Genomic DNA, 19,133 nt, shown 5'->3' with positions numbered 1-19,133 from the left:
ACGGGCAATGGCCGACTACTACGAGATCCGCCACACGGTCGGTTTCGAGGAGACCAACCTGGTGGGCAACGTCTACTACGTCAACTACGTCCGCTGGCAGGGCCGCTGCCGCGAGATGTTCCTGAAGGAGAAGGCGCCCGCGGTGCTCGAAGAGGTCCGCCAAGACCTGAAGCTGTTCACGCTCAAGGTCGAATGCGAATTCTTCGCCGAGATCACCGCGTTCGACGAGCTGTCCATCCGGCTGCGCCTGGAAGAGCTGACCCAGACGCAGATCCAGTTCACCTTCGACTACGTGCACCTGACCGACGAGGGTGAGCGGCTGGTGGCGAGGGGACGGCAGCGGATCGCGTGCATGCGCGGGCCCAACACGAACACCGTGCCCTCGCGGGTTCCCGAACAGCTGCGTGCGGCGCTCGCCCCGTACGCCACCGGGTCCGTGCGGGGGCTGGGCGGTCCGGCCGATGGCAAGGGGGAGTGACGTGATCGACTCCGGCGACGACTTCGACCGTCCCGCGCTGAACCGGTTCGTGCCGTCCCAGCCGCGCCGGCGGCTGTCCGAGCAGGCCGGGCTGCGCGAGGTGATGGGGCGGTTCGCCACCGGCATCACGGTGCTCACCGCGGGCGGCGAGCGCGGCCACGGGATGACCGCGAACGCGTTCACCTCGGTCTCCCTCGAACCGCCGATGGTGCTGTGCTGTGTCGCGCGGGCCGCGCGGATGCACCAGGCGATCGTGGCCGCGGGCTCGTACGGCGTGTCGGTGCTCGGCGGCGAACAGCGCGAGCTGGCCCGGTACTTCGCCGACTGGCGGCGTCCCGCGGGCATGGCGCAGTTCGAGCGGGTCGACTGGTCGCCGGGACCGAGGACCGGCGCGCCCCTGCTGACCGGCGCGCTGGCCTGGGTCGAATGCGAGCTGGCCGAGATCCACGAAGGGGGCGATCACTCGATCTTCGTCGGCAAGGTGCTCGCCTCCAGCCGCAGTACAAGTGCCGAAGCGCTCGTCTTCTACAACGGCGGCTACCACCGCGTCGACGGCCGCGTCCGGGCCTCGGCCTGAACCGGGAGCGGACGATGGACATCAGCGTCACCGGCGGCACCGGTTTCCTGGGCGCCCACTCGGCCGCCGAGCTGCTGCGGCGGGGACACCGGGTCCGCGTGCTCGCGCGTGACCCGGACCGGCTGCGGCCCGCGCTGGAGCCGTTCGCCGTCGATTCCGGTCGTGTCGAGGTTGTCGCGGGTGACGTCCTCGACGAGAGCGCGGTGGCGCGGCTCGTGCGGGGCGCGGACGCGGTGCTGCACGCCGCGTCCGTGTATTCCTTCGACAGCAGGCGTCGCGCGGAAATGAGGCGCACCAACGAACGCGGCACCGAAGTCGTGCTCGACGCCGCTCGTGCCGCCGGTGCCGGACGGATCGTGCACGTCTCGACCGTCGGGGCGTTGTTCCCGTCGGAGACCGCCACGATCGGCCCGGAGTCACCGGTCGCCGCGCCGCGTGAGACGTACCTCGCGACCAAGGCGGCGGCCGACCGCGTCGCGCGGCGGCACGCGGCCGAGGGCGCCCCGGTCGTCATCAGCTACCCGTCCGCGCTGATCGGGCCGGACGATCCGTACGTCGGTGACCAGAACGCCCGGCTGCGCAACGTCCTGCGCGGCCTGATGCCGTTCTGGCCGTCGGGCGGGCTGCCGATCGGGGACGTCCGCGACACCGCCGTGCTGCACGCGAACCTGCTCACCGGGACGGAGCCCGGCGCGCGGGTTTTCGGGCCGGGGCACTGGGTTCCGACGCCGCGTTATCTCAGCGTGCTGCGTGAGGTCACGGGTCGGGCGCTGCCCGCGCTGTTCCTGCCGCCGCGTGCGATGGTTCCGGTGGGGAGATTCGCCGACCTCGCGCAACGGGTGTGGCCGTGGACCATTCCGGCCGAGTACGGCGCCATCCATGTGTGCGCCGTCGCGGTGCCGGTGGACGGCGATCCGGTCGTCACCGGCGGCGTCGTGGCCCGCTCGTTGTCCCGGACCGCAGGGGACACGGTCGCCTGGTTGCACCGGCGGGGGCTGCTGACCGACCGGCAGGCGGGCGCGGCGGCAGGACGGAAAGCGGACGGACCGGTGACCGCCGGTTCGACAGGAACGGAAGAGGTGTTGTCATGACGACGAACGAGGCCAGGGACACGGGGGTGGCGGCGCCGGAGCAGACGGCCGTGCTCGTCCCGATGCCCCGGCTCGGCCGCGGTATCCGGTGGAGCGACATCCTGGCCGAAATCGAACGCGACAACCGGGCCAGGTCCGGCGGAGACGAGCGAGTCCGGGACGCGGCGTGAGTGACGCTCGTGAGCTAAGCGAGGCGATCGCGTGAGTAGCGGCGGTGAAGCGGGAGCCAGGGCCACCGGCGACGACGTCGTGGTGACCGGCGGCTCCGGCTCCCGCCGCGGTCACCGCAGGCTGCCGCGCCCCGGCGGCGGGGACGCCCACGTCATCCCGCTGGCGCGGGGTACCGAACCGGTGCACCCGCCCGCCCCGGACATGCCGATGGTGCGAGCGCAGCGGGAAGAGCTTCGCGCGCACATCGTCGAAGGCCGGTTCGAGGGCGTCCGGCGCCAGCACTCGCTCGGCAAGCTCACCGCGCGGGAACGGATCGAGCTGCTGCTCGACGCCGATTCGTTCACCGAGATCGAGCTGTACCGGCGGCACCAGGCGAGCGGGCTGGGGCTGGCGGAGAACCGGCCCTACACCGACGGCGTGATCGCGGGCTCCGGCACGATCGACGGCCGCCGGGTGTTCGTGTACGCCCAGGACTTCACGGTGTTCGGCGGTTCGCTCGGCGAGGCGCACGCGGCGAAGATCCAGAAGGTGCTGGACCTGGCGATCAGCACGGGATCGCCGGTCATCGGGCTCAACGACAGCGGCGGCGCGCGGATCCAGGAAGGCGTGTTGTCGCTCAACGGTTACGGCGGCATCTTCCGCCGTCAGGTCGAGGCTTCCGGTGTCGTCCCGCAGATCAGCGTCGTGCTCGGCCCGTGCGCGGGTGGCGCCGCGTATTCGCCGGCGCTGGCGGACTTCACGTTCATGGTCCGCGACACCGCAAGGATGTACCTGACCGGTCCCGATGTCGTCGAAGCCGTCAGCGGGCACCGCGTCAGCCACGAAGAGCTCGGTGGCGCGGACGTGCACGGCACGTATTCGGGCGTGGCGACCGTGGTGCACGACGACGAGGAGAGCTGCCTCGAAGACGTCCGCTACCTGATTTCCTTGCTGCCAGCGAACTATCTCGACCCGGCGCCGGACGCCGGGGCCCGTGGCGCGCATCGCGACCGGCGTCCCCGGCTCGCCGAAATCGTCCCGGTGGAACCGAACCGGCCCTACGACATGCGCGAGGTGTTCGCCGAGATCGCCGACGACGGCGAGTTCTTCGAACTGCACGAGGGCTGGGCCCGCAACGTGCTGTGCGCGCTGGCCCGCGTCGACGGGGCGGTGGTCGGGCTGGTGGGGAATCAGCCGATGGTGTTCGCCGGTGTGCTGGACGGTCCCGCCTCGCAGAAGGCCGCGCGCTTCGTGCGATTCTGCGACGCCTTCGGCATTCCGCTGGTGACGCTGGTCGACGTGCCCGGCTTCCTGCCCGGCGTCGAACAGGAACGCTCCGGCATCATCCGCCAGGGCGCCCAGCTGCTGCACGCCTACTGCGAGGCGACGGTGCCGCGGATCCAGGTGATCCTGCGCAAAGCTTACGGCGGGGCGTACATCGTGATGGACTCCCGCTCGATCGGCTGCGACCTTTCCCTGGCGTGGCCGACGAACCAGATCGCCGTCATGGGCGCGGAGGGCGCGGTGAACGTGCTGTTCCGCCGCGACCTCGCGGCCGCGAAGGACCCGGACGCGTTGCGGGGCAAGCTCGTCGCGGAGTACACCGAGGAGTTCATGAACGCCCAGTACGCGGCCGAACGCGGTTTGGTGGACGACATCATCGATCCGGCGGACACCCGCGCGGCGCTGGCCCGCGGGCTGGCGATGGTGCGGGACAAGCGCAAAGCCGCACCGTCACGCAAACACGGCAACCTGCCGATCTGAGTGTTCTGGGAGTCCACAGTGGATTATTCCGTGCTGCGCGTGGTGCGAGGTGTGCCGGACGAGGTGGAGCTGGCGGCGCTGATCTCCGTGCTCGCCGGTCTCGCCACGACGAGTGCTGCCTGCGTTGCTCGAGGTGCCCGGGGTGCTCGGGGTGCCGGGGAGGGACGGCGGGTCTGGGCGCATCCTGTTTGGCGTCCCGGCACTTCGCCGCGTGCTGCCCGCGGCGCGTGGCGCGCCTCTTTGTTGCCGCGGTAGTTTCCCGGGCCTGCCGAACGCTGTGAACGGGTCCTTCGCAGCGCTCAGCGCCCTGAAGGACCCCTTCACAGCACCAAAGTCCACAAAGGATACAGACGCGGAGCGCGGAAGTGGCTCAGGCGGCGAGGACGCGTCGCAGCCGGTCGGCGATGCGCCGCTCCCGGCGGCTCGCGTAGATGCTGTGGCCGGGATGTACTGCGGTGTACCGGATCTCGCCGTCGGTAAAACTCTGCAGCTCGGTCCGTTCACCGGGCGAGAACGGCACGCCGCACACCGCGCACGTCCGCTGGTGCGCCGCCGCGCTGAGCGGGGTTCCGGTCCGCTGCCGGGGTACCCGCCAGTCCGGGACGACGCTGGGCCGCCGCGGCTTCCGCGGCTCGGCCAGGCCGTCCGCCGGGTCGTGCCGCGGCAGCAGGCTCACCGGTCCAACCGCCTGACTTCGGCGACCCGCGGCTCCAGCGGGAGTTCGTACCAGATCGGCGCCGACAGGTCGATGTCGGTGTCGTCGTCGGCGAAGATTTCGTACGGGTCAAGGCGTTCGGTCATGGTGTACTCCGTGGCGTGAGAGCCGGCCGGTGAGGCCGGCCACCGGCCCGCGAAGTGGTGGTCGCGGGCGTTTCCGTTGTCCCTTCAGGATCGCCGCCACCCTCCCCCTGCCGACCACTCTCAGCTTGCGCAGCACATCCCCGCCGCATCGGGCAAGTGCGTTTTCCACTGGTTCCCCATTAACTCTCCATCGGCGGAGCGCACACTTCTCCCATGTCCGAAGTGGAGGCCGCATCATGACAGCACAGCTGGACCTGTACGAGGTCGACCCGTTCGAAGAGGACATCGAGCTGCTCGGCACGCCCGTCCCGGCCGAGGAGCCCGTGGCCGTACGCGAGTATCTCGCCGAACACATCGTGCTCGGCTACAACTGAGCACTTCCGGTACGCGCGGTGCCCGCACCGCTACCGAAAAGCAAGGTCGAAGATGACCTCCGCCACGGCCGGGTTCGATACTGGAAACCGACTGTCCGGCCGGAGGTGTCACCTGATCCCGCCGGCGGGCGCCGGGCGGACGGGACGAGTCCGGGTCGCGACGGTCCTGCGGGACGTCGCGCCACCACCAGGCCGGCACCTCGCCGGCGACTGCTGAGTTGAGGAGGCCGGCGGATGGCTATGCGCCTCCAGCTCACTTCGGGGATCGAAATCCTCGAGGAATGGGCCCAGGCCGCCAGCCAGGCCGACCGCAACGTGATCTACGAGGCGCTGTTCTCGATCGCGGACGGTTCGGCCTTCCTGGTTTACGACATTTTCGGCGACGGCCGGAACCCGCACAATTTCGTGATCGTCGTGAAAAGAAACCTTGTCATCAAATTCAATATGCGACGCAGTGAATCCTCTTTCGAGCTGATTTACGTCGGTGACCTCCAGGATGGCGTGATCGCGGCGGCCTGGGAGCAGGAGTACGACGAGACCTGATCATGGGAGCCGGGACCGGGGCGGACTCCGCCCCGTACCGCCGAACGGACCAATCGCTCGCCGCCGTTCCGCCGAATTCCGCGAGTGCCGTGTGGTTTGCCGGTTAACCTGATTCACGCGCCGTCGAGGTCGTGCATATCTCATCTTGACACCCCAATGGGCTTGTGAAACTCTTTCCCTGCTTGATGCGCAACTTTCTGCTCCGGGGGCAAGCGAGGAGGCACAATAAAATGTCGTCACCGGAATTCGCTGGATTGGATGTCTCGACCCGGGTCCGCGCGCGTGACATTCAAATGGCGGGAGTCGCCGACGTCCGCCGCCGGGTGCTGATGATCTCGGGTGCCATCGACACCACCGACCACGACGTGTCGGTCAGCGTCAACCTCCCCGAACCGGGCCGGTGGCAGGTGATCAAGTCGGAGACGAACCTGACCGACAAGACCTGGGTCGCGATGCAGGTCGTCACCGACGAGGACTCCACCTTCGTCAACGATCCCGACACCCTCGTGCTTTCCCGCCAGTTCTCGAAGTCCTTCATGACCCCGGACCAGCGGCGCCTGACGTTCTACGACGGCGAGGTGCGCCCCGGCGAAGCGGTCCTCAAGGTGTACACGCTCGAAGCGGGCGGCCGGAAGCCCACCTACGCCTACTCCCGGTACAGTCCTATCGCGACCGACACCGCCGAGCAGTCCCGGCAGACGCTCGAAGAGCTCGTCACCAACGGGATGCGACAGCGGCCGGTGATCGAGCTGATCGTTCCCGTCACCGTCATCGGCTGAGCATGATCACCTTCGTCCCCGAGCCGCGACTGCTGGATTCGCCGCGCGGGCGGGAGTGGCCGGTGCTGCCGGGAGAAACGGGCGCACCGGCCGGAAACCCACCGCACACCGCGGACGTCGTCGTGGTGGGGGCCGGCCCCGCCGGGCTCGCGGTGGCTTCCGCCCTGTGGCACCACGGAATCCACGACGTCGTGCTGGCCGACCGTTTCGGGCGGCCGTGCCGCCGGTTCTTCGGCCGGGTCGACCGGCTGGGGCAGCGGGTGCTGCGCTCGCCCTACGAACACCACCCCGGCGTCGAGGGCTACCGCGACTGCGAGCTGCTCGACTTCGCGCGGCTCCACTGGGGACTGCTCACCCCGGTGGAACGGCGGGAGATCCGCATGGCGCAGGCCGGGCATCGCTCGGTCGTGCCCGTCGACGTCTTCGACGCCTACTGCCGGCACCTGGCGGCCGGCCACCACGTCACCGAGAAGACCTGGCGGGGCGTGGTGCGGGAGATCCTGCCGACCGCCGACGCGGTCACCGTGCGCGCGGACCGGTTCGGCGTGACCGCGCGCTGTGTGGTCCTGTGTCTCGGCGAGGAACGCAAGGAGGCCCCGGAGCACTGGTGGGGCGGCGGGTTCCCGCCCCCGTCGGTGAGCTACTGGGACCAGAAGCTGCCCGCCTACGGCGAACGGCTCGTCGTCGCCGGCGCCGGGCTCACCGCGGCGCACCTGATCGGCAACGCGCTCGCCGCGGGCAAGCGGGTGCACTGGGTGGTCCGGGAACCGGGAGAGCGTTATCAGTGCGCCGACGTCAACTCCACGTTCTTCCGGCCAGAGGGCAGGGCCCGGTTCGACGGGGTGAGCTGGGACGACCGCCTCGATCTCATGAGCCGTTACCGGCGCGCGTCGATCATGTTCGAGTTCCGCCCGGCGCTGGAACGCGCGGAAGCCGAGGGACGCCTCGTCGTCCATCGCGGCGAGACGATCACGAAAGTGGCGCCCGGCGTGGGCGGCACGGCCGTGCTGCGCCTCGAGAGCGGCGGCAGGGTCACCGGCGACCACGTCGTGCTGGCGCTCGGCACCACCCCGTCGATCGGCACCGGGCTGCTGCCCGGCGAACTGGTCGGCGAGCGCGACGGCTGGCCGGAGCTCGACGGGCGGACGATGGCCTACGCACGCGCCCCCCGCGTGTTCGTGGTGGGCGCGGCGGCGGGCATGGTCCTCGGCCCGGCCGCCCGCAACATCGACGGGCACCGCGTCGCGACGGCACGGGTCGCCGCCGCGGTCGCCGAAAGCGTGCGCCGCGAGGCCCGCCGCACGGAATCCGTCCCCGCAAAGGAAAAGGCCGTCGCCCGTGGCTGATGCGACAGCACCCGATCCCGCCGCGTACGACACGCGGTTCTCGCTGCCCTCGATCGACGATCCGGCCTCGACCGAGATCGGGGTGATCCTGATGGGCTTGGCCGCCGAACGGCTGCTGGCCGGTGTCGGCCTCGCCTGCCTCGCCGACGACCCGGCGCTCGTGACGCTCGCGGTGGACCAGGCCCACCACGGCGCACTGGACCGGCTCGGCACCGCCGCGCTGGTCGAAGCGGGGCGGACCCGCTGGCGCTCGGTACGCCCGGCTATCGAGGCGGGACCCGAGGTGACCGCGGCCGGTTCGCTGCGCCAGGAATGGGACCGGACCACCGAACGGGTCACCGCCGCCGTCCCCGGCCTCGGCCCCGCCTCGGCCGCCTACCTGACCGCCTGCTGGCTGCGCCGCGCCGACGTCGACCGGCTCGCCGTCGGGCGGCCCGAACCCGAGGGAGCCGTCCCCGATGTCCTATCTGAGGTCCTTGCCGACTGAAACGACCCTGCTGGACGTGTTCCGTGCCTACCCGGCGTCCGCGCGGCCGTTGCTGGATTTCCACGAGCTGGTCATGCGCGCGCCGTCGAAGTTCAGCGCGGGCGAGCGGGAACTGATCGCCGCCTATGTTTCCGGGGTGAACGGCTGTGGTTACTGCCACGGCGTGCACACGGTCACCGCCGAAGCCTTCGGCGTCCCCGAAGGACTGCTGACGGCCGCGCTCGCCGATCTCGCCGGCGCACCGGTCGACGAGCGGCTCAAGCCGGTGCTCTCCTATGTCGGCAAGCTCACCAGGACCCCCGCCGAGATCACCGACGCCGACGCCGAAGCGGTCTTCGCCGCGGGCTGGGACGAGCAGGCGCTGCACGACGCCGTGCTCGTGTGCGCGCTGTTCAACTTCATGAACCGCATGGTCGAAGGGCTCGGCATCGAGGCGGACACGGCGTACGCGAAGACCTCAGGGACCCGGCTGCGCGACGGCGGCTACTCGGGCCTGGCCACCCTGCTCGACACCTGACTCCTTTGTGGACCCCCATCTTCCCGAGGCGTCCCGTCCTTCGTGCAACCACTGCTGACAAAGCCCCCAATGAGGTTTTCTCGCTAAGGGTTCTGGGGCCGTATGTGTGTTGCCGGTTGTGTTGTAGGACGCCTGGGGTGCGACAAGGGCGTCCCTGGGACTTCCCTGGGACTTTCCTGCGCTCGCCGACTCCGTTCGCCTGATGTCGCGAACGCTCCGTTGCCGACGATGAGCGTCCCGAACGGAGCGTTCGCGACACGCGCCCCGAACCCCACCGCATGCCGTGAAGGCCTCCTTGCCGGCGCTCAGCGCCGCGAAGGACCCCTTCACCACACCACCAAGCCCCCGGGAAAGCACCCACCAGCAAAACCGCACCCCCGCACCTACCGAGAAAACCCCAATGTGGCATTGGGTGCTCCACCCTTGCCCCCGCCACCACCCTCAACGGAGACGCTCCGCGTCCAGCCTTGATTCCACGCACCGAACGCCACAGTGGGGCGCATGACCGCGGCAAGCGGGCGGTGGCGGAGTGAGCCGGAGGAGACGCCGGGAGGCCGGTCACAACGGACTTGCGACGGCCGGGCGGTTCGTGATCTGATCGGAGCAGCGTCGCGTGCCGGTGGCGGACAGCGTCAGGCATGGAGGCGTCGGTTCGAAGGGTCATTCATGACCACGTTGTTCAATCACACCATCGTCGCCGCGCGCGACAAACGGGAATCCGCTTCCTTTTTCACCGAGATGTTCGGCCTGCCCGAGGCGGAGGAGGGCGGCCCCTTCCTCACCGTCCGGCTGGACGGCGGCGTGCTGTTCCAGTTCGCCGAGCCGGGCGTGGAATTCCCGCCGCAGCACTACGCGTTCCTCGTGACGGAGCCGGACTTCGACGAGATCTACGCGCGGATCCAGGCCAGGGGACTCGACCACTGGGCGGATCCGCGGGGTGAGCGGCCAGGGGAGTACAACACCAACCACGGCGGTCGTGGCGTGTACTTCGCCGACCCGTCCGGCCACTACCTGGAGGCCATCACCCAGCCCTACGGCGCGGACGTGGCGAGCTGACCGCGAGGTCCCGGGCCACCCCCTCGGTGACCCGGGACCTCCTGCGCCCCAGGGGTTTCAGCGCCCGAGGACCTGGGAGAGCGCTTTCCTCAGCACCCCGGCCGGGTGTTCCGGGCACGTGGGCGAGTGCCACGCCACCACGGCATCCGGGCGGACCAGGACCGCGCCGGTGCCGGTGAGTTCCGCGGCGGTGAGCCAGCCGCCTTCGTCGTCGGAGAGATCAGTGACGTCGGTGCCGATCCGGTACACCTCCACGGCGACCCCGGATTCCGCGGCGACCTCGGCTGTGGCCCGTTGCCACGCCTCGCCGTCCGGACCGGTCAACAGCGTGAAGCCGGGGCCCACGAGGTCCAAAGTGGACACCCGGTCGCCGTCGCGGCCGAGCCAGACGTGCGGGATCCGGGTGCCCGGTCGCGCGCCGGGCGCGTATCGGTCTTCCGGGGAGGGGCCGCGGTCGTCGGGGACGAACGCACCCTCGGGGTACTGGACGCCGAACATCGCGGCGCCGATGTCGGCGCGCTGGGCGCCCCCGCCGGTGATCGTCTTGAGCATGGTGCCGAGATGGCCGCTGACTTGACTGGAGAACGCGGCGGTGGCGTAGCCGATCGGGTAGCGCTCGGCGTGATAGCTGTCGAGCAGCGCGCGTGACGCGTTCCCGTCGAGCACCGCGGCGAGTTTCCAGGCGAGGTTGGCGACGTCGGCGATCGCGGTGTTGGCCCCGGCCGCGGCCATCGGCGGCATCGCGTGCGCCGCGTCGCCGGCGAGAAACACTCGCCCTTCGGCGAACCGCTCGGCCACGTACATCCCGGACTCCCACGGCATCTTCGACAGGATCTCGACGTCCACATCGGACACTCCGAGCACCTCCCGCAGCAGGTGTGCCCATTCTTCGTCGTCGAGGTCGCGGGCGCGCCGGTCGCCGACGGCGAAGTCGGCGGTGGAGAACAGCCAGACGTCCGTGCCGTTGACGGAGACGAACGCCCCGGACGCGGCCGGGTTCTCGATCCGGCACAGGTTGAATTCCTTGCCACGCACCAGTTCGGCGAGATCGGCGCGGAAGCACACGTCGAGGTTGTCGGCGAGATGCCCGGCGCCGTCGCGCGGGATGCCGAGAGACTCGCGGATCGGGCTGCGGGCCCCGTCGGCGGCGATCAGGTAGTCGGCGACGACGGTGTAGGGCTCGCCATCCGCGGGGCGCAGTTCGGCGAGTACGCCGTCGGCGTCCTGCTTGAACGTCACCAGTTCCGTGCCGAACCGCAACCGCGCGCCGCGGGCTTCGGCTGCCCGGCGCAGTACCGGTTCGAGCACGTCCTGCGGGCACAACACGCTCGGCGCCGGGCTGAGTCGCCCGAGTTCGGTGTGCTGGGCCGCGACCGCGCTCAGCTGAGGTGTCATTTCGGGCCAGGTCGCTTCCGCCAGCGTCGGCCCGGTCAGCATCCCGGTGAACTTCGCGAGCGGGGCGCCGGCCTCGGCGACCTCCTCGCTCAGTCCGAGCGCGCGGAAGACTTCGTTGCTGCGCGGGTTGAACCGCCGTGCCTTCGGCTGCGGTGAGGTGCCCGCGTGCTTTTCCACGAGCACCGCGCCGACGCCGTGCTGCTGCAGCAGCAACGCCGCCGTCAGCCCGGCCACGCCGCCACCGACGATCAGGACGGGTACGTATTCCTCGGTCATCGTCATTCCCCAGATTCGTGTACGTCGTACATTCCATGTACGTTGTACACGACGTGTACTCTGTACGCAAACCGTGGGAGGTAGTGAGTGGGTGGCTCGAAGGAGCGGGGTTCGTCGAAGGTCCCGCCACCGATCTGGCTGCTGCCGGAGCCTCCGGAACGGAAGTGGGGGCTCGGCCGCGGCGAGATCGTGCGCGCGGCGGTGGCCATCGCGGACGCGGGCGGCGCCGAGGCGCTGACCATGCGTGCCGTCGCGGCGAAGCTCGGGTCGAGCACCCCGATGTCGCTCTACCGGTACGTGCACAGCAAGGAGGGCCTCGTCGACCTCATGCTGGACGCGGCGGGCGCGGAGGTGACGACGCCGGCGCATCCCGGCGAGGACTGGCGGGCCGACCTGACGCTGGTCGCGACGGAGTACTGGGCGATGGCGAAGCGGCATCCGTGGTTCGCCGAGCTGGTGCACAGCCGACCGCCCGCCGGGCCGAACGCCTCACGGGTCAAGGAGTTCATGCTCGCGACGTTCGACCGGCTCGGGCAGGACCTCGGTACCGGGCTGGGTTACCAGCGGCTGATCGAGGGCTACGTGCTCGGGGTGGCGCTCCAGCGAGCCGAAGAGGTGAAGATGTGGCGCCACAACGACTTCTCCTCCCCTGAGCAGGTACGGGAGATGGCTCGTGACTGGTGGGGGGACGGCTCCGGCGAAGGCCCGTACCCGCTGCTGGGCCGGTTCATGCGGGGCTTCCTGCGTGACGAGGACCCGGAGGTGATCGGCCCCGGTGAGGACGCGCAGTTCCGGCTCGGCCTGGACTGCCTGCTCGACGGGATCGCCGCCCGGCTCTGACCGCGCGCACCGAGGGACGCCCTTGTCGCACTCAACGCACCCAGGGCGTCCCTCGGGCCTGCCCGCGACAGGCCGTTCGCGACGTCCCGCTCAACCCCGGTAGACGCGGAAGTAGTGGAACACCGCGGTGGCGGGCGGGGTGTCGCCGCCATGGGCGATCAGCCCGATCCGCGGCGTGGTGCTCGCGGGGAACGTCCAGGTGCCGCCCCATTCCCAGTGGCATCCGTCGAGGCTCGCGCCCGCGCGGAACCGGTGCTCACCGGTACGGTAATCGACGCTGTGCGCGAGCCGGAGCCACGTGGTCGCGGCCGGTGCGGTGAGTGCCATCCCGCCGAAGACGGTCCGGCCCGCGTAGGGGAGTTCGCGACCGTACTCGATCTGCCGGGTGTTCCAGATCGCGACGTGGCTCAGCCGCGCGAAGTCGTCGTCGCTGACGTAGGCGATCAGGCCTGCCTGCTCGAAATTGCGCACGGTGCCGACACCGACATCGAGGTCGAATTCGGTCTCGACCACGTAGTCGCCGTTGGGCGCGTCACGCAGCAGGACGCTCGCGTCGTTGCCGGTGCCGACCAGCTCCGCGGCCTGTGTCGGCCAACGCAGCGCCCCCGATTCGACCGTGGCCGAGGGATCGGGCCGTACCCAAGTCCACTGTGGACCCAGTGATCCGGCGAAATCGTCCGAAAAGGACGGATCGAACCAGCCTGCCCGTGGTTCGGGCGCCACCTGCCGTGCGGGGCGGGACGCCGGAGCGGCCGAGACGTTGTCCACTTTGGCCGGTCCCGAGGCGAGAACGGTCAGCCCGCCGTCATCGGGCCACCACGGCAAGTCGCGTTCCTGCTCGGCAACGGGATTGCCGGGACGCCCTTCCGTCACGGCCACCCGGAGGACCTGGCCGACGATCCGGACGGTGAGTGTATGCCAAGTCCCGTAACGGAAACCCGGAGGAAGCGGGGTGCGCCGCATACTGTGTCCACTGTGGACGGTGACGTCGGTGATGAGCGCGGCGGCGGACTCGTCGAGTGTCACGGACACCTGGTCGCCCTGGCTGCGCACGCGTAGCGCGACCCCGGCCGCGCCGCCACCGGTGACGCGGAGGCCGAGGTCGATCTGCGCGTCGGCGGGGATCCGTTTCGTGGACGGCAGCCGGCCGGGTCCCTCGCCGGTGTGGCGCAGCAGGCCGCCGGAGTCCGGATCCGCGTGCGGTACGACGGTCCAGTCCGGCGCCGGGCCCCGCCATCCCGGGCCGAGCCGGGAGCGTTCGAACCGGTCGTCGACGACGCCGGTCGTGACCGGCGCGGGCTGCTCGCCGTCCGAGGCCCCGGCACCGCCGCGGACCACCGGCCAGCCGTCGATCCAGTCCAGCCGGTCGAGCAGCATCGGCCGCCGGTTGATCCCGTACGGTTCGTCGAGGTAGGGCTTGTCGCGCGGGATGGCGTGATAGAGCAGCCAATCCTGGCCGGCCGCGTCGCTGACGACCGCGTTGTGCCCGGTCCCGGCCCAGCGGTTCCCGTTCGGCTGCAACACGGGTGTCCCGCCGACCCGGGAATCGAGCAGCGAGCGGCCGGCGCGGTCGACGAACGGCCCCGCCGGATTCGCCGAGCGACCGGCGAAAACGCTGTAGCCCGTGGCCGGTCCCGCGCAGCAGTTCGCGGCCGAGGCGAACAGGAAGTACCAGCCCTCGTGCCGGACGACGTAACTCGCCTCGTAGCGGTCGGCGATCGCGACCTGGATCGCGTCACCGGTGACCCGCAGCCCGTCGGAGGACAGCGGGACGACGAAGAGGCCGCCGACGTACGAGCCGAAGTAGAGCCAGCGCCGTCCCTCGGCGTCGGTGAGCATGGCCGGGTCGTACGTCCACTGGTACCCGCCGCCCGCCGCGGGACGGGGCGCGACGACGGGGCCGCCGCTGTCGGTCCACGGCCCGGCCGGCGTCGGTGCCGTCGCTACGCCGATGGCCGGGTCCGAGCCGGGATTCGCGGTGGTGTCGGTGACCGTGAAGTAGAGGAGGTAGCGGCCGTCGGCGTAGCGGATTTCCGGTGCCCACAGCCCGGCGCCCGGCGCTGCCCACCCCGGCCGGTTGGCCGGGGTGAACACGTCGGCGACGTAGACCCAGCGCACCAGGTCGGCGGAGCGGAGGATCGGGATGCCGTGGTGGAACCGCTCGCCTTCGTGCAGCGGATCGGCCGTGCCGTAGGCGTACCAGAATCCGTCCTCGCCGCGCAGCACGGCCGGGTCGGCGAAGGTGTCGGCCGCCGGGCTGGAGATCGGATTGGTGAACGTCTGGCGCCGGGCGCTCTCGGCGCCGGAGATTCCGGGAATTCCGGCGAAGACGAGTACGAGCGCGAGGACGAAAGTGGCGGCGCTGCGCAGAAGTCCGGTCATCGCACTCCCCCTGGTGGAGGGGAAGACTCCCATGCGTGACCGGCCGATCACGACCGCCGGGTGCCGTATTCGATCTCGGCGAAAGGGGTAACGCTCCGCCGCCTATTGCACGCTGAGAAATTCACCACGGATTGTTCAAATGCGCTACTGATCACTGCTCCGCTATGTCACTATTACTCCGTTCGCGGGTTGAGGGACCCGGTGAACGGCAACTGGGGGTCACCTGGGGTTCGTACGATCGGTGGGCCGAGTTGCCCGTATGTACCAGGCAGATCAGCAGGGGAGGCTATCGCAATGTCCACACCTACGGACGTCACCGACACCACGATCGACGACGAACTCGAGCCGCTCGACCCGTCGGCTCCGCCGACCGAGCCGAGGCCGGAGGACGAGCCGCACGAGCACACCGATGACTGCGGTGGCGGCTGCGGCCAGCACGTCCCGGAATCGCAGCAGCACTGAGTCGGTGGCCCGCCCCGGTTTGCGCCGTGGGCGGGCCATCAACCACTACGTTCTGTACTCTAATGACGTTGTGTGCGTTACTGGACTGACTCAGGCCGAGACCATCGACAAAGCTCGCCTTCTGCACCGCAGAGGTGTTGAGGTGGGGTGCGCCGGCCGGCAGCGCGAGAGCGTCCGGCTGATGCGTCGCGGGCTGGCATTGCTGGATGGAATTCGACCGGTGGACCGGGCGAACGAGCAGGACTGGCTTACCGTTCGGATACGGCTTTCCTGTTTGCTGGCACTGCACTCCACCGAGGTGACCGGAGCGGTCGCGGACGGTCTGGCGAAGTTCGACGAGGTGCGTGAACTCGTCGCCTCGATCAGCAGTCCCGTTTCGAGGGCGGAACTGCACGGGGTGGTCGACCACAATCACGGCACCCTGCTCATGGCCGTCGGGCGCAACGACGAGGCCACCGCGTACTTCGATTCCTCCATCGCCCACAAACGCGATCAACTGTCGCGGGTCGCCGATCAGGCCGCGCTCATGGGCCCGTATATCGGCACCCTCGCCACTCGCGCGATGGCGTGCACTCGCCTCGGCGAACTCGGCCGGGCGCGGGCCGACCTCGTCGAAGCCATCGAACTCGCGGAGAAACACGATCGGGGGACCGACGCGGCCGATGTGCGGCGGACGCTCGGCGGGCTGGAGCTGCGGGTCGGCGACGTCCCGGCGGCGCTGCGCCACTACAACGAAAGCGAGCGCGGCTATCAGGAGCTGGGTGCCGAGATCCCGGCCCGGCTGCGGATCGAGCAGGCGCAGGCGCTGCTGGCGGCCGGGCTCGCGGACGAGGCGGGCAGGCATCTCGACGAGGTGCTCCCGATCATGCGGGAACAACGCAGTGTCAACCGGGACCTCTCCGACGTCGAGCAGTACCGGGCCGCCGCCGCGCTGATGAACGGGGACCTGGAGCTGGCCAAGACGCTGGCCGCGTCCGCGCGGCGGCGGATGGTGCGGTGGGGCTGCCAGACCTGCGTTGCCAACACGACGCTCATCGGGTTCCACGCCGAGTTGCGGGAAGCGCTCGCGACGTCGGAGTTTCCCGCCGGGCTGCCGAGCCGGATGCTGCGGGCCGCCGACGCGATGCCGGTGCCACGGCTGGCCGAGCAGGCCGCCGTCGCGCGGATGCTCGCCGCGCGCCTGGAAATCGCCCGCCGCAGGCTCGCGAAGGCGGACGAGCTGGTGGCCCGGATCCCGCGGCCGGGCAAGCTCACCTCGATCGACTACCAGCTGCTGCGCAGGCTGTGCCGCGCCGAACTCGCCGTCGCGCGCGGGGAACACGGCAAGGCACTGGCCGAGATCCGGGCCGGGCTGGCCGAACTCGACCGGGTCCGCGACCGGATGGGCGGCGGGCTCGAACTGGTCTCCGGGGTCGCCGTGCACGGCAGGGAGCTGGCGGAACTCGCGATCCGGCTGGTGCTGGCCGACGGGAACGCCCGCAAGCTGTTCGACTGGCTCGAACGCACGCGCGCGCAGACCTACCGCTACGAGCGGCTCGCGCGGGTCGACGATCCCGAGCTGGCGGAGCGGATCGCCGAGGTCCGCGGCCTCGAACAGGCCATCCACCAGGCACAGCACGACGGGCACCCGGTCGCGGCGCTGCGCGCCCGGCATGCCGAGCGGTTGCGGGAGGCACACCGCCTGGGCTGGCACAGCAGCCGATGGGGCGCGCCACGGCCGGTGGTGACCGCGAGCGGTGTCGCCGGGCAGCTGGGGGACCGGGTGCTGGTGAGCTTCGCGACCTCCGGGGGCGAGGTCGTCGCCGTCGTGCTCGGCAGGGGCCGGTGCGAGCTGGTGCGGCTCGGCCCCGCGGGCACGGCCGCGGAAAACGCGCGCATGCTCCACACCGACCTCGACGTCCTCGCGCCGGACAACCTGCCCGCCGCCCTCGCCGACACGGTCCGGGCATCCGCCCGCAAACGGGCCGACCTGCTCGACACCCAGCTGCTGCGGCCGCTTGCCGGGCTGCTCGGCGACGGCGAGGTCGTCGTGGTGCCGACCGGCGCGTTGTATGCCGTGCCGTGGGGTGTGCTGCCGAGCCTGCACGGCCGTCCGGTCGCTGTCGCGCCTTCGGCGACCGCGTGGCTCGCCTCGGCGAAGGTGCCCGTCACGGGGGCCGCCGACGTCGTGCTCGTGTGCGGCCCGAACGTGCCCGGCGCACTCGGCGAGGTCGGCAAGCTCGCGGTGCGCTTCCGCACGGCCAGCGTGCTCGACGGCGATCGCGCGACGGTCGCGTCCGTGCTCAGCGAACTCGACGGTGCCGCTCTCGCGCACATCGCGGCGCATGGCTCGCACGAGCCGGAGAACGCGTTGTTCTCCCGGCTCGAAATGACCGACGGTTCGCTGTACGCGCACGAGATGACCGGGCTGGGCCGTCCGCCGCGGCAGGTCGTGTTCGCGGCGTGCGACCTCGCGCTGAACCGGATCCGTCCCGGCGACGAACCGCTCGGCTTCGCGAGCGTCCTGCTCGCCGGCGGCTCCCGCACGGTGCTGGCCCCGGTGTGCCGGGTGGGCGACGAGGCCGCCGCGTCGACCATGGACGACTACCACCGCACTCTCGCCGCGGGCGCGAGCCCCGCCGCGGCGCTCGCCGAGGCGATCGCCGCCGACCCGTTCCGCCGCCCGTTCGTCTGCCTCGGCGCCGGGTGACGTCCTGGTCTTCTGCGCAAGGGAGAGGAGTTCCCGGCGCGCGTGGTGCGGGATGGTTGTCTCGACCTATCGGCGCGCGACGAACAGGGAGAACAACAGCATGGCTGCAACGACCACGCCGTGGGGTGACGCGTCGGCCATCCTCGCCGCCGCGGGGATCGAAGAGGACACCTCGTACTACCGCGAATTCACTGGCGAGGACGAAAAGGCCGTGCTCACGGTCGCGATGCGGATCCAGGAGGGCTGGGAACGCAACGACGCCGACTACTTCGCCGACACCTTCGCCGACAACGGCAGCCTGCTGATGAAGGACGATCAGCTGACCAGCCGTGAGCAGATCCGCGAATACATGAAGGCGGGCTTCGAAGCGCAGTTCCGCGGTGCGCGGGTGCGCGGGTGGCCGCTGTCGGTCAAATTCCTCGGCGACGACACGGCGATGGTGATCAGCCAGGGCGGCATCCTGCTGGCGGGCGAGACGGAGACCGCGCCCGAGCGGCAGGTCCGGGTCACCTGGGTGATCGTCAAGGAGAGCGGCGGGCTGAAGCTGCTTTCCCACCAGACCAGCCCCATCAAGGGATGACGGAAGGGTATCGGCTCATGGCGGTGGAAGCAGGTTCGGCGGCGCCGGACTTCGCCCTGAATGACCACAACCGGGAGCAGGTCACGCTGAGCGCCCTGTGGCGGGAGAAGAACGTGCTGCTCGTGTTCTTCCCGTTCGCGTTCAGCCAGATCTGCCAAGGCGAGATGTGCCAGGTCCGTGACGAACTCGCCGGGTACGGCGACGAGGACGTCCAGGTGGTCGGCGTCTCCGTCGACACCCCGTTCAGCCTGAAGGTCTGGGCGGAGCAGCAGGGTTTTTCCTTCCCGCTGCTGTCCGACTTCTGGCCGCACGGTGCGGTCGCCAAGGCCTACGGCGTTTTCAACGACGTCGGCGGCATGGCCAATCGCGGCACCTTTCTCATCGACACCAAGGGAATCGTCCGGTTCGCCGAGATCGTCTCGCCACGCGAGGCCCGCGACCAGGCCGAGTGGAAGAAGGCGGTCGCCGCCCTGCGCGGCTGACCCTCCGCGTTTGTGGATCGATGGTCCGTGAAGGCCTCCTTCACAGCGTTGAGCGCTGTGAAGG

The 19,133-nt window shown here is 70.3% G+C and carries 22 protein-coding genes; 18 read left to right on the top strand and 4 right to left on the bottom strand.

Going from position 1 to position 19,133, the window contains the following annotated elements; all coding sequences use genetic code 11:
* Positions 1-7 precede the first annotated feature (7 nt).
* The 6 genes from ACFWY9_RS32045 (at position 8) to ACFWY9_RS32020 (ending at position 4,315) form a co-directional block, all read left to right on the top strand.
* Entirely contained in the window at positions 8-478 is a 471-nt protein-coding gene (locus tag ACFWY9_RS32045; protein WP_378329982.1) for an acyl-CoA thioesterase, read from the top strand.
* 103 nt (positions 479-581) lie between these two features.
* Complete coding sequence (locus tag ACFWY9_RS32040; protein WP_378330021.1) at positions 582-1,055, top strand: flavin reductase family protein; 474 nt, start codon at positions 582-584, stop codon at positions 1,053-1,055.
* 14 nt (positions 1,056-1,069) lie between these two features.
* Positions 1,070-2,146, top strand: coding sequence for an SDR family NAD(P)-dependent oxidoreductase (locus tag ACFWY9_RS32035; protein ID WP_378329981.1), 1,077 nt, complete (start codon positions 1,070-1,072; stop codon positions 2,144-2,146).
* On the top strand, positions 2,143-2,316 hold the full coding sequence (locus ACFWY9_RS32030) for a DUF6222 family protein (RefSeq protein ID WP_378329980.1): 174 nt from the start codon (positions 2,143-2,145) through the stop codon (positions 2,314-2,316). The genes ACFWY9_RS32035 and ACFWY9_RS32030 overlap by 4 nt, the downstream gene beginning before the upstream one ends.
* 160 nt (positions 2,317-2,476) lie before the next feature.
* The gene (locus ACFWY9_RS32025; RefSeq protein ID WP_378330020.1) at positions 2,477-4,060 is read left to right on the top strand and encodes an acyl-CoA carboxylase subunit beta; all 1,584 of its coding nucleotides are present in this window, start codon (positions 2,477-2,479) and stop codon (positions 4,058-4,060) included.
* Positions 4,061-4,315, top strand: coding sequence for an acyl-CoA carboxylase subunit epsilon (locus ACFWY9_RS32020; protein ID WP_378340615.1), 255 nt, complete (start codon positions 4,061-4,063; stop codon positions 4,313-4,315).
* Positions 4,316-4,430: 115 nt separating this feature from the next.
* Here ACFWY9_RS32020 and ACFWY9_RS32015 read toward each other — a convergent pair whose 3' ends face one another.
* Together ACFWY9_RS32015 and ACFWY9_RS32010 are read right to left on the bottom strand one after the other, a co-directional pair.
* Complete coding sequence (locus ACFWY9_RS32015; RefSeq protein WP_378340614.1) at positions 4,431-4,736, bottom strand: hypothetical protein; 306 nt, start codon at positions 4,734-4,736, stop codon at positions 4,431-4,433.
* Positions 4,733-4,861 (bottom strand): hypothetical protein, encoded by a 129-nt coding sequence (locus ACFWY9_RS32010; RefSeq protein WP_378340613.1) that lies wholly within the window; start codon positions 4,859-4,861, stop codon positions 4,733-4,735. The genes ACFWY9_RS32015 and ACFWY9_RS32010 overlap by 4 nt, the downstream gene beginning before the upstream one ends.
* 236 nt (positions 4,862-5,097) lie before the next feature.
* Between ACFWY9_RS32010 and ACFWY9_RS32005 the strand changes: the two genes are divergently transcribed.
* The 7 genes from ACFWY9_RS32005 (at position 5,098) to ACFWY9_RS31975 (ending at position 9,963) form a co-directional block, all read left to right on the top strand.
* Positions 5,098-5,235 (top strand): hypothetical protein, encoded by a 138-nt coding sequence (locus ACFWY9_RS32005; RefSeq protein WP_378329976.1) that lies wholly within the window; start codon positions 5,098-5,100, stop codon positions 5,233-5,235.
* 234 nt (positions 5,236-5,469) lie between these two features.
* Positions 5,470-5,778: a DUF6235 family protein gene (locus ACFWY9_RS32000; RefSeq protein ID WP_378329975.1), complete on the top strand. Its 309-nt coding sequence runs from the start codon at positions 5,470-5,472 to the stop codon at positions 5,776-5,778.
* A gap of 293 nt (positions 5,779-6,071) precedes the next feature.
* Positions 6,072-6,557, top strand: coding sequence for a DUF6423 family protein (locus tag ACFWY9_RS31995; protein ID WP_378330019.1), 486 nt, complete (start codon positions 6,072-6,074; stop codon positions 6,555-6,557).
* Positions 6,558-6,559: 2 nt separating this feature from the next.
* Positions 6,560-7,903, top strand: coding sequence for a hypothetical protein (locus tag ACFWY9_RS31990; RefSeq protein ID WP_378329974.1), 1,344 nt, complete (start codon positions 6,560-6,562; stop codon positions 7,901-7,903).
* Positions 7,896-8,390: a DUF6187 family protein gene (locus ACFWY9_RS31985; protein WP_378329973.1), complete on the top strand. Its 495-nt coding sequence runs from the start codon at positions 7,896-7,898 to the stop codon at positions 8,388-8,390. The genes ACFWY9_RS31990 and ACFWY9_RS31985 overlap by 8 nt, the downstream gene beginning before the upstream one ends.
* A complete protein-coding gene (locus ACFWY9_RS31980; protein ID WP_378329972.1) occupies positions 8,362-8,907 on the top strand; it encodes a carboxymuconolactone decarboxylase family protein in 546 nt (181 codons plus the stop codon). Before ACFWY9_RS31985 ends, ACFWY9_RS31980 begins: the two co-directional genes overlap by 29 nt.
* A gap of 666 nt (positions 8,908-9,573) precedes the next feature.
* Entirely contained in the window at positions 9,574-9,963 is a 390-nt protein-coding gene (locus ACFWY9_RS31975) for a VOC family protein (RefSeq protein WP_378329971.1), read from the top strand.
* Between the two features lie 57 nt (positions 9,964-10,020).
* Here ACFWY9_RS31975 and ACFWY9_RS31970 read toward each other — a convergent pair whose 3' ends face one another.
* Positions 10,021-11,634, bottom strand: coding sequence for an FAD-dependent monooxygenase (locus ACFWY9_RS31970; protein ID WP_378329970.1), 1,614 nt, complete (start codon positions 11,632-11,634; stop codon positions 10,021-10,023).
* Between the two features lie 87 nt (positions 11,635-11,721).
* Here ACFWY9_RS31970 and ACFWY9_RS31965 point away from each other — a divergent pair, with 87 nt between their 5' ends.
* On the top strand, positions 11,722-12,474 hold the full coding sequence (locus tag ACFWY9_RS31965; RefSeq protein ID WP_378329969.1) for a TetR/AcrR family transcriptional regulator: 753 nt from the start codon (positions 11,722-11,724) through the stop codon (positions 12,472-12,474).
* A gap of 90 nt (positions 12,475-12,564) precedes the next feature.
* Here ACFWY9_RS31965 and ACFWY9_RS31960 read toward each other — a convergent pair whose 3' ends face one another.
* On the bottom strand, positions 12,565-14,856 hold the full coding sequence (locus ACFWY9_RS31960) for a family 43 glycosylhydrolase (RefSeq protein WP_378340612.1): 2,292 nt from the start codon (positions 14,854-14,856) through the stop codon (positions 12,565-12,567).
* 294 nt (positions 14,857-15,150) lie between these two features.
* Between ACFWY9_RS31960 and ACFWY9_RS31955 the strand changes: the two genes are divergently transcribed.
* The 4 genes from ACFWY9_RS31955 (at position 15,151) to ACFWY9_RS31940 (ending at position 19,069) form a co-directional block, all read left to right on the top strand.
* Positions 15,151-15,318: a hypothetical protein gene (locus tag ACFWY9_RS31955; RefSeq protein WP_378329967.1), complete on the top strand. Its 168-nt coding sequence runs from the start codon at positions 15,151-15,153 to the stop codon at positions 15,316-15,318.
* Positions 15,319-15,499: 181 nt separating this feature from the next.
* Positions 15,500-18,007: a CHAT domain-containing protein gene (locus tag ACFWY9_RS31950; RefSeq protein WP_378340627.1), complete on the top strand. Its 2,508-nt coding sequence runs from the start codon at positions 15,500-15,502 to the stop codon at positions 18,005-18,007.
* A 100-nt stretch (positions 18,008-18,107) separates the two neighbouring features.
* Complete coding sequence (locus ACFWY9_RS31945) at positions 18,108-18,587, top strand: SgcJ/EcaC family oxidoreductase (RefSeq protein WP_378340611.1); 480 nt, start codon at positions 18,108-18,110, stop codon at positions 18,585-18,587.
* 17 nt (positions 18,588-18,604) lie between these two features.
* The gene (locus tag ACFWY9_RS31940; RefSeq protein ID WP_378329964.1) at positions 18,605-19,069 is read left to right on the top strand and encodes a peroxiredoxin; all 465 of its coding nucleotides are present in this window, start codon (positions 18,605-18,607) and stop codon (positions 19,067-19,069) included.
* The last annotated feature ends 64 nt before the right edge of the window (positions 19,070-19,133 follow it).

Origin of the sequence: Amycolatopsis sp. NPDC059027 (genome assembly GCF_042739735.1) — a bacterium.
In the GTDB taxonomy this organism is placed as follows: Bacteria; Actinomycetota; Actinomycetes; order Mycobacteriales; family Pseudonocardiaceae; genus Amycolatopsis.
This window is presented reverse-complemented; position numbering and strand designations above follow the sequence as displayed.